The sequence below is a fragment of the Phenylobacterium parvum genome (assembly GCF_003150835.1).
GTDB lineage: Bacteria > Pseudomonadota > Alphaproteobacteria > Caulobacterales > Caulobacteraceae > Phenylobacterium > Phenylobacterium parvum.
The window spans coordinates 1,009,940-1,023,206 of the sequence record NZ_CP029479.1; the positions used below are offsets into that span (position 1 = coordinate 1,009,940).

Here is a 13,267-nt window from a genome sequence, read left to right on the forward strand (position 1 = left end):
TTGGCCGTTCCACCCGCACGCGTCGGGAGGGATCCTCAGGCTCGCCGGATCTCGAACCGCACCGAGCCGAGCGGCAGCCCGCGCCAGGAGACGACCGCCTCGTTCAGGATCACGCCCGGGTCTGTCCGATAGATCAGGTCACTGAAGCCAAGACGGGTAACGCTGCCGCGCGACCGCACGTCGGCCAGGTATTCCAGCCGGATGACGCCGTTCTCTTCCGTCACCTCGGCCACGCCGACCGTGTCTTCGCGCTTGCCCTTCCAGCGGCCGGGCCCCGCGCGATCAAACACCCAGGTCAGCCGGTCGGTCTCGCCATCGTCATAGATGAAGTCTTCCACCACGGTCAGGCGGTCGCCCTCCAGGCGCCCGTCGAGGTCGGCGCGGAAGCGGCGCGTGACGCCCGCGATGGGGAAGCTGAACACGCCTTCGCCCCGGGTCCGCCCCAGGAACGCCTCTTCCAGGGTCAGGCCGGCCGGCCTCGTGCGCGGCGCGGGCGGGCGCGTCGCACACCCCGCAAACATAGCGCCCGCTGTCAAGACAAGCGCACCCCGACGCGTGACACCCGGAATCTCGATCATGGGCCTACTCCTTGGCCACAAGCCTAGAGGGAATTTCCCGAACAAGACAGGGAAAAGGCCCCGCCGGAGGGAGCCCGGCCGCGAGCCTCTACCGCCCCTTCCGGACCCCGCCGCCCGGCCTGCGCCGTCCAACGTCCCGACATCCCTGCCTACCCGTTTGTTGCCGTCATGTGACCTGAACGGGTCAGTCATTCGCGCCCAAACTGTGCAGGGAAACGCCCAGGATCCCGTTTCTGTCCTTCCCATGTATTGGAAAGCTGTTGGAATCGGCGGGGGTCGGCCCTATTGCGGTCACAATTGACACAGCGACGGACGGCTGCCGAGCCCGAATTCCGCGCAAAGAGGGGTTACCGGGGATGTCCGACAAGATGATGACGACCTTCAAGCTCGCCCTGCTCGCCGGGGTGTCCCTGGCGGCGGCGGCGCCGGCCTTCGCCCAGGACTCCGGCGCCGGTGGGACCGAGGTCGAGGCCATCACAGTCATCGGGAGCCAGATCAAGGGCGCCAAGGTCGACACCTCCCTGCCGGTGACCGTGGTCAGCGAGAACGAAATCATCGCCACCGGCGCCGTCTCGGGTGACGAGCTGTTCCGCTCCATCCCTCAGGCCGGCGACGTGCAGTTTCAGGAAGCCCGGACCACCGGAAACCTGAACGACGCGCGGGGCGATGTGGCCTCGCTCAACCTCCGCAGCCTGGGCACCGGCAACACGCTGATGCTGCTGAATGGTCGCCGATCCGTGCTGCATCCCGGGACCCAGACCGAAAACTTCGTGCCGGTCACGACGCCCAACACCAACGCGATCCCCGTGTCCGGCGTGAAGCGCGTTGAGGTGCTGCGGGACGGCGCGGCCGCCATCTACGGTACCGACGCGGTGGCCGGCGTGGTCAACACTGTCCTGGACACCCGCTTCCAGGGCCTCCGCGTTGAACTGCAGGGCGGTGGATCCGAAGGCACCGACTACCAGGAAGGGCTGTTCACGGTGAAGGCCGGGACCAAGCTCGAAAGCGGCGCGCGCCTGACCTTCTTTGGCAGCTATACCGGCCGCACGCGGCTGAATGCGACCGAGCGCGATTATTCCGCCAGTGAAGACCACCGCCCCGGCGTGGTCGGGACCCCCTGGGAAGGCAGCACCGCATTCGACAACAGGTCGACCTCCAGCCCCTGGGGCTCGTTCAGCGTGGTCGGCCTGACCTCCAGCAGCACCGCGCTCCAGGTCAAGCAGAGCGGCGTCAACCTGACGGCCAGCGGCGTGTTCCACATCGAGCCGGTCGCCAACGCCATCACCCAGACCGGCGGGTGCAACAGCACCCTGTTCGGCGCTGGCGACATCTGCATCCGCAATGGCGTCACCACGGGCACGGCCCAGCGTCCGCTGCGCTATGACGAGAACCCGGACCGGACCCTGCGGGGCAGCGTCGAGCGGATCAACCTGTTCAGCACGATCGAGCACGACCTGACGGATGACATCCAGTTCTACGGCGAGGTCGGTTACTACCACTCGCTGTTCAAGGGCAGCCGTGAGCAGTCGGCTCCGCTCTCCTCGGCGCCGATCAGCATCGCCGCCAACGCCTACTGGAACCCCTTTGGCCCCACCGGCAGCCCCAATCGCCTTGCCAACCTCACCAATGTCCCGACCGGCGGCCTCGCGCTGAACATGACGTCCTACCGGCCGGTCGACACGGGGCCTCGCAGCTACACCGTGACCGACGACAGCATCCGCCTGCTCGGCGGCCTGCGCGGGAACTGGCGCGGCTGGGACTGGGACTCGGCCCTCCTGTATTCGGAGGCCCGGACCCGCGACCGGACCTACAACGCCGTCAGCAACACGCTCTTCCAGAGGGCGGTGTCGCTTTCCACGCCGGACGCCTACAACCCCTTCAATGGCGGCACGCAGGGAACCTTCTCTCTCGGCGACGCGACGCCCAACAGCCGGGCCGCAATCGAGCCCTTCCTCATCAACGTCGACCGGATCAGCGAGACGTCCCTGGCGCTGGCGGACTTCAAGGTCTCCAATCCGGATGTGTTCACGCTTCCGGCCGGCCCTGTCGGAGCCGCCGCCGGCGTTGAGTTCCGGCGTGAGACCTTCGTCGACGACCGGGACAAGAGGCTGGACGGGACGGTCAAGTACACCAACCCCATCTCCGGCCTCGTCTATGGCACGGACGTCATGGGTGCGAGCGGCTCCCCCGACGTGAAAGGCCAGCGCGACGTCACCTCGGCCTACATCGAGCTGGCGATCCCGGTGGTCTCGCCTGACATGGCGATCCCCCTGGTCGAGGAGATCAGCGTCCAGCTGGCGGCCCGCGACGAGTACTATTCGGACTTCGGTAACGTCCTGAAGCCGAAGGCTGCCGTCCTCTGGAAGGTCGGCGCCGGTTTCGCCCTGCGCGGCTCGATCTCCCAAAGCTTCCGGGCGCCGAACCTGCCGCAGTTCTACTCAGATGGAACGACGGTCGCGAACACCCGGACCGACTGGGCCGCCTGCCGGATCAACACGCCGCCGGCTCCGCCGCCGGCGACCCCTCCGACCTGCACCTCCTCGAGCACCCTGGAAGTGCGGAGCGGGAACGAGGACCTGACGCCGGATGAGGCTGACAACACCTCGTTCGGCTTCGTCTATACGCCGACCTTCATTCCGCCCGAGTATGGCCGTCTGATGGTCACGGCCGACTACTGGCAGATCCGCCAGACGGACGTCATCGGCGTCCTCGGCGCGGCGAACCAGATCGCCTACGACTACCTCCTGCGCCTGCGCGGAAGCTCGAACCCGAACGTGGTCCGCAACCCGCCCACCAGCGCCGGCCCCGTCGGGACGATCGACTACGTGAACGACGTCTACACCAACCTTCAGCCCCGCACGGTCGAGGGCCTGGACGTGACCGTGGAGTACGATCTCGACGATACGTCCCTGGGTGACTTCAACCTGAAGTTCAACGTCGCCCAACTGCTGGCCTACGACCAGGAACCCGGCGAGGTCGAGAAGATCCTGATCGCGGCGATCGCCGACGGCACCCTGATCGGTCCGACGGTCGCCAGCGCCGGTAGCCGGGTCAAGATCGACGGCTATCCGGAGTTCCGGGCGACCGCGAGCCTGACCTGGCGCAAGGATGGCTGGGGCGCCGGCCTCTTCGTCAACCATGTGGGTTCGGTCTATGACACCGGCCCGGCTCAGGTGAATGGCAGGTACTACGAACTCGAGGCGTGGACGACAGCCAACGTCTACGGACAATACGCCTTCAAGGATGGCCCTCTGGACGGCTCCACCGTTCGGGTCGGCGTCCGGAACATCGAGGACAAGGATCCGCCCCTGGCGTCGAACAACTTCGGCTATCTGGGATCGCTGCACAACGCCACGGGCCGCTACTGGTACGCCTCGTTGAGCAAGCGCTTCTAAGCCGCGCAGGAGGTCGGGGAGAGGGACGTCCAGCAGGGCCGCGAGATGCGGCCCTGCGCCGTGGCGGCCATTGGGGGAGAACTTTACGCGCCCGACGCGGGGCCTCGCCAACGGCCGCGCGGCGATGGAAGATGGAGGTCCGATCCCCGGACTTGAGGGGAGGGGCCCGCCCCGTCCCGATCCTACCGAGTGTAAACCTGCTGCATGACCGACGGTTCCAGTCTCCCCGCCGCTCCGCCGAAAACACCGGGTCTCCTGGGCCGCATTGCGGGCCTCTGGTTTGCGGTTCCGCTTTGGAAACGCATCATCGCCGCCCTGCTGGCCGGCGCCCTGGTCGGCCTGGTCTGGGGGCCTGGCGCCGTCTCGATCAAGTGGATCGGCGACCTGTTCGTGCAGCTGATCCGTATGGCGGTGATCCCGCTGGTGCTGGTGACAATCGTCTCCGGCGTCGCCGCCCTCGGCGACCCTCGGCGCCTCGGCTCCATCGGCGTCAAGACCCTGCTGCTCTACCTGTTCACGACATCGATCGCCGTGGGGGTCGGCCTGTCGCTGGGCGTCATCGCACAGCCCGGCCTGGGTGCAGACTTCTCGGCGGCGGCGCCGCAGGCGCTGAACGCGAACGGGTCGGTCGGCCTCGGGATCAACGACATCGTGCCCGCCAACATCTTCAAGGCCCTGGCCGATGGCGCGCTGTTGCCGACCATCTTCTTCGCCCTTCTGCTGGGATCGGCGATCCTCGCCACAGGCGAGAAGGGCAGGCCTATGGCCGCGGTGTTCGAGTCCGCCTCCGAGGTCATGCTGAAGGTCGTGGCCATCATCATGGAGTTCTCCCCCTTCGGCGTCTTCGCCCTGATCGCCACGGTCATGGGAACGACGGGGGTGAGCGTCTTCGCCAGCATAGGTGTCCTCGCCCTCTGCGTTCTCAGCGGCTCGCTCATCCAGAGCTTCGTCGTTCACGGCCTGGTGGTTCGGCTGATGGCCTGGCTGCCAGTGATCCCCTTCTTCCGGGGCATCACAGACGCCATGCTGGTGGCCTTCTCGACCTCGTCCAGCATGGCCACCCTTCCGGTGGCGATGCGGGTTGCGGAGGAGAACCTGGGCATCAAGCCGGCGGTGGTCTCCACCGCCTTGCCCCTCGGCGCCACGGTCAGCATGGACGGAACGGCGCTCTACATCGCCCTCCTCGCCACCTTCGCCGCCCAGGCCTTCGGCGTACAGCTCAGTCCTGAGCAGTACCTTCTGATCGGCGTGACCACGGTGATGGTCGCCGTCGGCACCGCGCCGGTGCCTTCGGCGTCGCTGTTCATGCTGGCCGGGGTGCTGACGACCTTCGGCGTCTCGCCCGAGCAGACCGCCATCCTGGTCGGGTTCATCCTGCCCTTCGACCGCGTCCTCGACATGATCCGGACGGTGCCCAACAACACCAGCGACCTGGCGGTCGCGACCGTGGTGGCCCGCTGGGAGAACGAGATCGACGTCGAGATCTTCAAGTCCTCCAGGGATGTCTGACCCATGATCCTGTTCCGGTTCTGCCTGGCCGCCCTCGCGGTCCTCTCCCTGGCGTTCGCCCCTGTGGCGCAGGCCCAGGCGCAACGTCGTCAACTGCTCGAATACCCTTCCATCCACCATCCGGTGGTCGGTGAGCGGGGCATGGTGGTCACCCAGAACGCGATCGCCTCCGAGGTCGGGGCCGAGATCCTGCGCAAGGGCGGAAACGCCGTCGACGCCGCCGTCGCCGTGGGCTTCGCCCTCGCGGTCACCCTGCCGCGGGCAGGCAATATCGGTGGCGACGGCTTCATGCTGGTCCACACCGCCGGGACCAGGGAAACGGTGGTCATCGATTTCCGGTCGGTCGCGCCGGCGGCGGCCAGGCTGGAGATGTTCGTCGACAAGAAGGGCGAGGAGTCGCCCCTGGCCTCGCGGGGGTATCGGGCCTCCGCCGTGCCCGGAACGGTCGCCGGCCTTGAGCTGGCCCACAGGCGCTACGGCAAGCTGCCCTGGAAGGACGTGGTGACGCCCGCCCGGCGCCTGGCGGCTGAGGGGATTGTCCTGACCCCTGACGAGGCCTTTGTCTTCAGCTGGGCGCGGGAGCGGATGACGGAAAGCGTCGCAGGCCAGCGCACCTTCTACAAGCCGGGCGGCGAGCTCTACAGGGCGGGAGAGGTGCTGAAGCAGCCTGACCTCGCGTGGTCCCTGGGGCAGATCGCCGACAATGGCGCCGACGCCTTCTACAAGGGCGAGATCGCCCGCCGCTTCGCCGCGGACATGAAGGCCCACAAGGGCCTGATCACCCTGGAGGACTTGGCGGCCTACAAGCCTGTCGTGCGGGAGCCGCTGCTGGGGACCTACCGCGGATATACGGTTGCGACGACCCCGCCGGCGAGCTCGGGCGGCGCCACCCTGTTGCAGATGCTGAACATCCTGGAGTCGTTCGACCTCAAGGCGCTGGGCGGATCGGGCTCCTCCGGCGCGCTGCATGTGATGGCCGAGGCGATGAAGCTGGCCTACGCTGACCGCTACCGCCATCTTGGCGACACGGACTTCGTGAAGGTTCCGCTGAAGGGGTTCACGTCCAAGGCCTATGGCGCCCAGCAGGCCAGCCGGATCGACGTCAACCAGGCCAAGTCCGCAAAGGCGCTCGGCGCCGGCGATCCCTGGAAGTACGAGAGCCCCAGTACCACCCACTTCAGCATCGCCGACAGCGCCGGGAATGCGGTGAGTACGACCTACACCCTCGGCGCCGACTTCGGTTCTGGCGTGATGGTCGAGGGAACCGGGTTCGTCCTCAACAACCAGATGAACAACTACAGCCACGAGCAGGCGGTCGAGGCGGCCCGGAAGGGCAGGACGTCGCCGCCCAACGCCATGGCCCCCGGCAAGCGCATGCTTTCGACCATGATGCCGACCCTTGTCTTCAGGGACGGCAAGCCCTGGCTGGTCACCGGCACGCCAGGCGGCAGCACCATCATCGACACGGTGCTTCAGGTGATCGTCAACGTCATCGATTTCGACCTTAACGTCGCCGAGGCGACCCACCAGCCGCGCATCTTCCAGGCGGCGACGGATACACTGGAGGTCGAGCCCAACTTCAATCCGGACACGGTCGCGGCGGTTCGGGCGAAGGGGCACTCCGTCAAGGCGGCCGAGACCATGGGCAGCGCCCAGTCCATCATGATCGACAAGGGCCTCTTCCTCGGCGCCGCCGATCCTCGCCGTCCTGGCGCGTTGGCCGTGGCGCCCTGAGGGGCATCAGTCCCACAATCACCGGGCGAGGGCGCCTCCAACGGGCCGTAACCAGCGACGGGGTCAGCCGCCCCGGCCGCCTGACATGCCGGCGCGCCCACACGCCTCCGGACCCTGCGGCCAACGCAACCCTTCGCTGGTTGAAGTGAAGGGCGTCCGCTAGCGGCCGGCGCTCGCCCGCTTGTCATCCCGGGCGGCCTTCAGTGCGGCCTCCACACCCCGGATCAGGGCATCTGGCGTCACCGGCTTGGCGATCAGGAGGTCGGCTCCCGCTTCACGCGCCGCCCTGACGTGTTCGGCCATGCAGTTCGCCGAAAGCATCGCGATCGGGACCCGCGCCAGGGCCTCCGCCTCCTCCCGCGCCCGGATCCTTCGGGTGGCGGTCAGGCCGTCCATGACCGGCATCTGCATGTCCATCAGGATAATGTCGAAGGCGGCGGGCTCGAACCGGGCCAGGGCTTCCTCCCCATCATTCGCCACCGCGATCTCGGCCCCTTCGTACTCCAGGATCACACTGGCCACCCGCTGGTTGATCGGCTGGTCCTCGACCAGGAGGACCTTGAGGGGGCGGCCCGCCCCTTCGCCTCCCAGGCGCCATCCGCCCGGTCCGGCCCTGGCTGGCGCCGCCCGCGCCGGGTCAGCCTCCCGGGGGAGGTCGAGCCTCAGGGTGAAGCGGCTGCCCTTACCGGGTTCTGACCGGGCCTCGATCTCCCCTCCCATCGCGGCGGCGAGACCCTGGGAGATCACCAGGCCCAGGCCTGTCCCGCCAAACCGCCGCGTAATCGTGCCGTCAGCCTGCGCGAACCTCTGGAACATGCGCTCCGCGGCGGCGGCGTCAAAGCCGATGCCCGTGTCGCGGACCTCGATGGCCACGCCAAGTCGCTCGTCGCCCGCCTCCGTCACCCGCAAGGTCACGTCCACGCGCCCCTGCGGGGTGAACTTGATGGCGTTGGAGACGAGGTTGGCGACGATCTGGCGGATCCTGACCATGTCGCCCAGGGCCCAGGCCTGGCTCCCGGGACCAAGGTCCAGGCCAAAGGCCAGCCCCTTGTCATCCGCCCTCACGCGCATGAGGCGCACGGCGTCCTCGACCGCTTCACCCAGCTGGAACGGCGCCGCTTCCAGCGCCAGCTGGCCCGCCTCCACCTTGGTCAGGTCCAGGATGTCCGACAGAAGGCGCTCCAGGGTCTGGCCGGAGGTCATGATCAGCTGGACCATCTCCTCCTGGGCCTCGGTGAGAGGCGTACGGTTGAGCGCTCCCACCAGACCCAGGACGCCGTTGAGAGGGGTCCGGATCTCGTGGCTCATGTTCGCCAGGAAGACGGTCTTGGCCTCGCTCGCCGCGAGGGCCGCATCCCGCGCTCCGGAGAGGGCGCGCATCAACTCCTGGGACTCGGCGACCATGGAGGCCTGGACCCCGGCCGCGAGGATGGCGCTGAGCGAGGAGTCGACCTCCGAGAAGTCCGACATGCGCAGGCCCGAGTCCTGCAGGCTGGAGACCTGGCTGACCACGTGGCTGACACAGAAGAGAAAGTCCGTCTCGAGGGAAAGGACAAGGCCCCTGAGGAAGACAGAGCCTTTGGTCGCCCTGAGCTGGACAGGGGTCTTGTTGCGGACCCAGGCCTCGAGGTCCAGGAGCCCCCTGGGCCGCTCAATCTGGAAACTGTCCTCCAGCCGCGTTCCCGGCGCGCACCAGGGCGTCAGGCGACGCAGGGACTGGCCCGTCGACAGGATGGTCAGGTCGGGGCTGACGCGGATATGCGCAGGCAGGATCAGGTCGAGCTGAGACGGGTCGAGCCGCACCATCACCGTGAAGTCCTAGCCTTCGATGGCGATGAGGAATTCGACGCCGGGGTCCTGGGGCCCCACAAGATGGACCTCCCCCCGGTGGCCGAACCGCTGGAGCAGGCCCTCGAGGAGACCAGTCACGAAGGACTCAAGCCCACTTCGATTTGAGATGTAGGCGATCCGGATGAAGGTCTCGCCGATCTCAAGGACACGAAACGAGGGCACGTCGACATCTGTCAGGCTGACCTGGATGCTGGCGTGCATGCGGTCGAGGTTTCGGCAGAAGTCGAAGATGTCGTCCCCCGCCATGGTCATCAGCGGGGCGTAGGCGCTTGCGTCCGCGAAGCCGATCCAGAACCGGCCGAAACGCACCAGGGTTTCCTCGAGGCTGAGGTTCATCTCCTGGGCGACCGCGCCGATCAGCCCGAAGGTGACGTCATCGGGGTAGGACAGGCCGCTGATGAAGGCCTCATCCTTAAGTCCTGATGTCTTGAGAATACTGTTCCAGAGAGGCTCGCCGCCGGAACTTTGCACCATTTCCCGCGCAGCGCGGTGGATCATTCCGTACATGTAGGCCCGGGACCCGGTCTGATTGCGCGATGCGCACGACCCTGAGGGTAAGGAGTTAACGTTTTCTGGAGGCCTGGGAGTTTCCAGTCCACTTTCGACCCATCCGTCCTGTCTGCAGGGCTCTAGACTGCATCGCCCTTCCGGGCGGCGGTCCTCGACTTGTGATGAAGCTGTGTTTAACCTTGCGACCGCTGGGTGGGCCATGACCCGACTCTAGGGATCCGGGCCGCGGTGGGGCAGATTCGCGTATGGTGAACCTTAATCCCCAAGACTGGACGACCGGCGAGGTCGAGGTTTCGGGCGGTAGACTGGCCTATCACCGCACCGGCGGCCTGGGCCCGCCCTTGGTCCTGTCCCACGGCCTGACGGACAACGGGCTTTGCTGGAGCCGCCTTGCGGAGGCCCTGGCCCCCGACTTCGACATCATCATGCTGGACGCCCGCGGGCATGGCGCCAGCTCTCCGCCCGGAGTTGACGGCGTTACGCCCGACATGCCTGGCCGGGATCTGGCGGAAGCGATCCGGGGCCTCGGCCTGTCGAAAGTCGTCGCCATGGGTCACTCCATGGGCGGTCGGGCAACGGCCGCCTGTGCTGCGGACCACCCGGACCTGATCCGGGCCGTTATTCTGGAAGATCCGCCGTTCATCCCACCCATGGACGCCAAGGCGGCCACCCAACGCGTGGAGAGGTTCCGCAAGCAGGTCGGCCAGTTGCGGGGCATGACCGACGCCGAGCTCATGGCGCTCGTCCGGAAGCAGTCGCCCTCATGGCAACCGCCGGAGCTGCCCGCCTGGATCGCCTCGAAGCGCCAGGTGGACCCGGGCGCACTGCCCATCCTGCCGAAGCCCTGGCAGGACGATATCCGTCGGCTCCGCGCGCCGACTCTCTTGATCCACGGCGATGTCGCGCTGGGCAGCATGGTCTCGCCCGAGGCGGCCCTGGAGGCGCGCCGCCTGAATCCCCAGCTGCGGGCCCTGAGGGTCAGCGGGGCCGGCCACAATGTCCGCCGCGAGCAGTTCGCCGAAGTGCTTCTCGCGGTCCGCAGCTTCCTGGCCGAGGCCTGACCCGCCGCCCCTCCCAGAGGCCCGGGCTTGACCGCCCGCAGCCGCGGCCGAGAATGCCCCGAGCCTGGGTCCGGTCTGCCCAAAGGAGGGACACATGAAGTCGAGAAGGCTTGGCGCGGACGGTCCTGAGGTTTCCGCCCTCGGCTTGGGATGCATGACCATGAGCCCGGTCTACGGGCAGTCGCCGGACGAGGCGGAGTCTCTGGCCACCCTCGGACGCGCCCTTGAGCTGGGGATCACCTTCTGGGACACCGCCGATGTCTATGGCATGGGCCACAACGAGGCCCTGATCGGGGGATTCCTGGCGGGGCGGCGCGACCAGGTCTTCCTGGCGACCAAGTTCGGGATCACCCGTGCGGGGGTCAACGGCGACCCCGGATACGTCGCCGAGGCCTGCGAGGCCAGCCTGAAGCGGCTGGGCGTCGACCACATCGACCTCTTCTACCTGCACCGCGCCCAGCCGGGCCGTCCCATCGAGGAGACAGTCGGCGCCATGGCGGACCTCGTCCATGCGGGAAAGGTTCGCTTCCTTGGGCTTTCCGAGGTTTCGCCGGCCACCCTGGAGCGCGCCTGCGCCGTCCATCCCATCACAGCCGTCCAGAGCGAGTACTCCCTATGGACCCGGAATCCTGAGGACGGAATCCTGGCGGCCTGCGAGCGGCTCGGCGTGGGTTTCGTCCCCTACAGCCCCCTCGGACGGGGGTTCCTGACGGGCGGGATCGGCAGCCCGGAGGATCTTGACGCCGGTGACTGGCGGCGCGGCAATCCGCGCTTCCAGGGCGAGGCCTTCGCCCGCAACCTCACCCTGGTGGACAAGGTGCGGGAGCTTGCCGCGGCCCGCGGCGTTACGCCGTCGCAATTCGCCCTCGCCTGGGTGCTTGGCCGGGGGCCCCATGTCGTTCCCATTCCCGGAACCCGCCGTCGCAGCTTCCTTGAGGACAACGCCGGAGCCCTCGACGTAACCCTGTCGTCCACTGACCTCGCCGCCATCGACGCCGCCTTCCCGCGCGACCTCGATGCCGGCCAGCGCTATGCCGACGCGATGATGGCCTCGCTCAACGGCTAGGGTGGAGCAAGACTTGGAGCCACTGTTCCGCCTGTCCGGGGCGATGTCCAAGGATCCGGCCGTCGCCGCCTGGTTTGCCGACGGGGCGGACGAACTGCGGCGCCTGGCGCGGCGCGCCTTCGAGCGGGCGCGCGCCTGCGGGCCCGACGTCCTGGAGTTGATGCACGACCACCAGCCGACAGCCTGCGTCGGAGACGCCGCCTTCCTCTATGTCGCCGCCTACAAGGCGCACGCCGCCGTGGGTTTCTTCCATGGCGCGGACCTGCCGGATCCGACGGGCGTGCTTGAGGGAACCGGCCGCCGGATGCGCCATGTCAAGCTGAGGTGGGGTGCGCCAATCCCCGACGCCGCCCTTGAGGCCCTGATCGCGGCGGCCTACGCCGACATCTGGGTGCGACTTCACTCTTCGGGCTAGGGACAGGCCTGCCAGGGTCGGACGACGGGCTTCAGGGGTCTTCCGCGGGGCCCCCAAAGCTTCGGCCCGAGGCCCGAAGCAACCCGAAACGGACTTTCCAAGCCACGCGCAGGTCGCCGCCTAAGGTTTGAAGACGGCCTGGCTTGCGATCCGCCGCCCTGTCATGCCCCCTGGGCGCCGGTCATGAGCCGGGCCAGGGCCTCGCCGGAGTCCCAGGCGCACTCGACCCGGGGTCCGGCCAGCCAGTCGCCGCAGCAGCCAAGCCGGGCCGTTTCCGACCACAGGGCCTGTTCAGAGCCAGCAGAGGACCGCGCGTAGCGCCAGCGGTGAGCCTGGACGAGCAGGGGGGATGGCAAGGAGATTCCGGCCCTGTCGGAGAGGGCGGATAGCAGGGCCTTGATGACGGTTTCGGGCGCGTCCTCCAGGTGGTCCCGCGACCATCCGGGGGCGGCCTGGACCACCCAGGCCTCCACGCCGGCCCGCCCCGGCTTGGCGCTGTTCCGCGCCGCCCAGCCGAGGACCGCGTCCTCGCCGAGGGTATCGGCGGTGATGGGGAGGCGTTCGGAATAGGCGGCCATGACCGTCCAGCAGGGATCGGTGCGTGAGGCCGATGCGCGGGCCGCGAGGCCGGCTTCATGTCCTGCGACCAGGGCGGCGGCCTGCTCGGCCGGCAGGGCCAGGACGACGGCGTCGAAAGACTCCGACACCTCGCCGGCGATCCGGAGGCGCCAGCCTGCCCCGTCGCGGACAAGCTCCTCCACCTGCTGGCCCCAGGCGACGTGCATTCCCTCGGCGAGGGCTCGCACCGGGGCGTTCATGCCGGGGACGCCCACCCAGGCCTCGGGCCCGGCCGCGGGCCAGGGGGCGGCGAGGCCCTCGGCGGTCCAGCGGGCGACTTCCGCGCGGAAGCTCGCGCCCCGTGCGGTGAAGTACTGGGCGCCGTGGTCGAAGGCGACCGTGCCAAGCGGGGTCTCCACCCGCCGGGTCGACATCCGCCCGCCCGGCCCCCGGGCCTTGTCGAACAGCCGGACCTCATGGCCAGAGCCTATGAGTTTGGCGGCGCAGGCAAGGCCGGAAAGGCCGGCGCCCACGATGGCGATACGGTTCAGGGTCTTAGACATCACAACGACTTGGACCCTGCGCCCGGG

The 13,267-nt window shown here is 68.2% G+C and carries 10 protein-coding genes; 6 read left to right on the forward strand and 4 right to left on the reverse strand.

Annotated elements, in window-relative coordinates; all coding sequences use genetic code 11:
- Positions 1-35 precede the first annotated feature (35 nt).
- On the reverse strand, positions 36-578 hold the full coding sequence (locus HYN04_RS04885) for a DUF3833 family protein (RefSeq protein WP_162599547.1): 543 nt from the start codon (positions 576-578) through the stop codon (positions 36-38).
- A gap of 356 nt (positions 579-934) precedes the next feature.
- Between HYN04_RS04885 and HYN04_RS04890 the strand changes: the two genes are divergently transcribed.
- From HYN04_RS04890 to ggt, 3 genes are all read left to right on the forward strand, one after another.
- Complete coding sequence (locus HYN04_RS04890; protein ID WP_110449722.1) at positions 935-3,973, forward strand: TonB-dependent receptor domain-containing protein; 3,039 nt, start codon at positions 935-937, stop codon at positions 3,971-3,973.
- 204 nt (positions 3,974-4,177) lie between these two features.
- Complete coding sequence (locus HYN04_RS04895) at positions 4,178-5,482, forward strand: dicarboxylate/amino acid:cation symporter (RefSeq protein ID WP_110449723.1); 1,305 nt, start codon at positions 4,178-4,180, stop codon at positions 5,480-5,482.
- Between the two features lie 3 nt (positions 5,483-5,485).
- The gene (gene ggt, locus HYN04_RS04900; RefSeq protein WP_110449724.1) at positions 5,486-7,216 is read left to right on the forward strand and encodes a gamma-glutamyltransferase; all 1,731 of its coding nucleotides are present in this window, start codon (positions 5,486-5,488) and stop codon (positions 7,214-7,216) included.
- 159 nt (positions 7,217-7,375) lie between these two features.
- Here ggt and HYN04_RS04905 read toward each other — a convergent pair whose 3' ends face one another.
- Together HYN04_RS04905 and HYN04_RS04910 are read right to left on the reverse strand one after the other, a co-directional pair.
- The gene (locus HYN04_RS04905; protein ID WP_110449725.1) at positions 7,376-9,022 is read right to left on the reverse strand and encodes an ATP-binding protein; all 1,647 of its coding nucleotides are present in this window, start codon (positions 9,020-9,022) and stop codon (positions 7,376-7,378) included.
- Between the two features lie 12 nt (positions 9,023-9,034).
- On the reverse strand, positions 9,035-9,574 hold the full coding sequence (locus HYN04_RS04910) for a heme NO-binding domain-containing protein (RefSeq protein ID WP_162599548.1): 540 nt from the start codon (positions 9,572-9,574) through the stop codon (positions 9,035-9,037).
- 248 nt (positions 9,575-9,822) lie between these two features.
- Here HYN04_RS04910 and HYN04_RS04915 point away from each other — a divergent pair, with 248 nt between their 5' ends.
- The 3 genes from HYN04_RS04915 to HYN04_RS04925 all read left to right on the forward strand — a co-directional run bounded on the left by HYN04_RS04915 (position 9,823) and on the right by HYN04_RS04925 (position 12,119).
- Positions 9,823-10,638, forward strand: a complete 816-nt coding sequence (locus tag HYN04_RS04915; protein WP_110449727.1) for an alpha/beta fold hydrolase — start codon at positions 9,823-9,825, stop codon at positions 10,636-10,638.
- A 94-nt stretch (positions 10,639-10,732) separates the two neighbouring features.
- Entirely contained in the window at positions 10,733-11,704 is a 972-nt protein-coding gene (locus HYN04_RS04920; protein WP_110449728.1) for an aldo/keto reductase, read from the forward strand.
- Between the two features lie 13 nt (positions 11,705-11,717).
- Positions 11,718-12,119 carry a DUF1801 domain-containing protein gene (locus HYN04_RS04925; RefSeq protein WP_110449729.1) on the forward strand — a complete coding sequence of 134 codons (402 nt, stop codon included), beginning with the start codon at positions 11,718-11,720 and terminating at the stop codon, positions 12,117-12,119.
- A 161-nt stretch (positions 12,120-12,280) separates the two neighbouring features.
- On the opposite strand, the gene HYN04_RS04930 is transcribed toward HYN04_RS04925, so the two are convergent.
- Positions 12,281-13,240, reverse strand: coding sequence for an NAD(P)/FAD-dependent oxidoreductase (locus HYN04_RS04930; RefSeq protein WP_110449730.1), 960 nt, complete (start codon positions 13,238-13,240; stop codon positions 12,281-12,283).
- Positions 13,241-13,267: the final 27 nt, after the last annotated feature.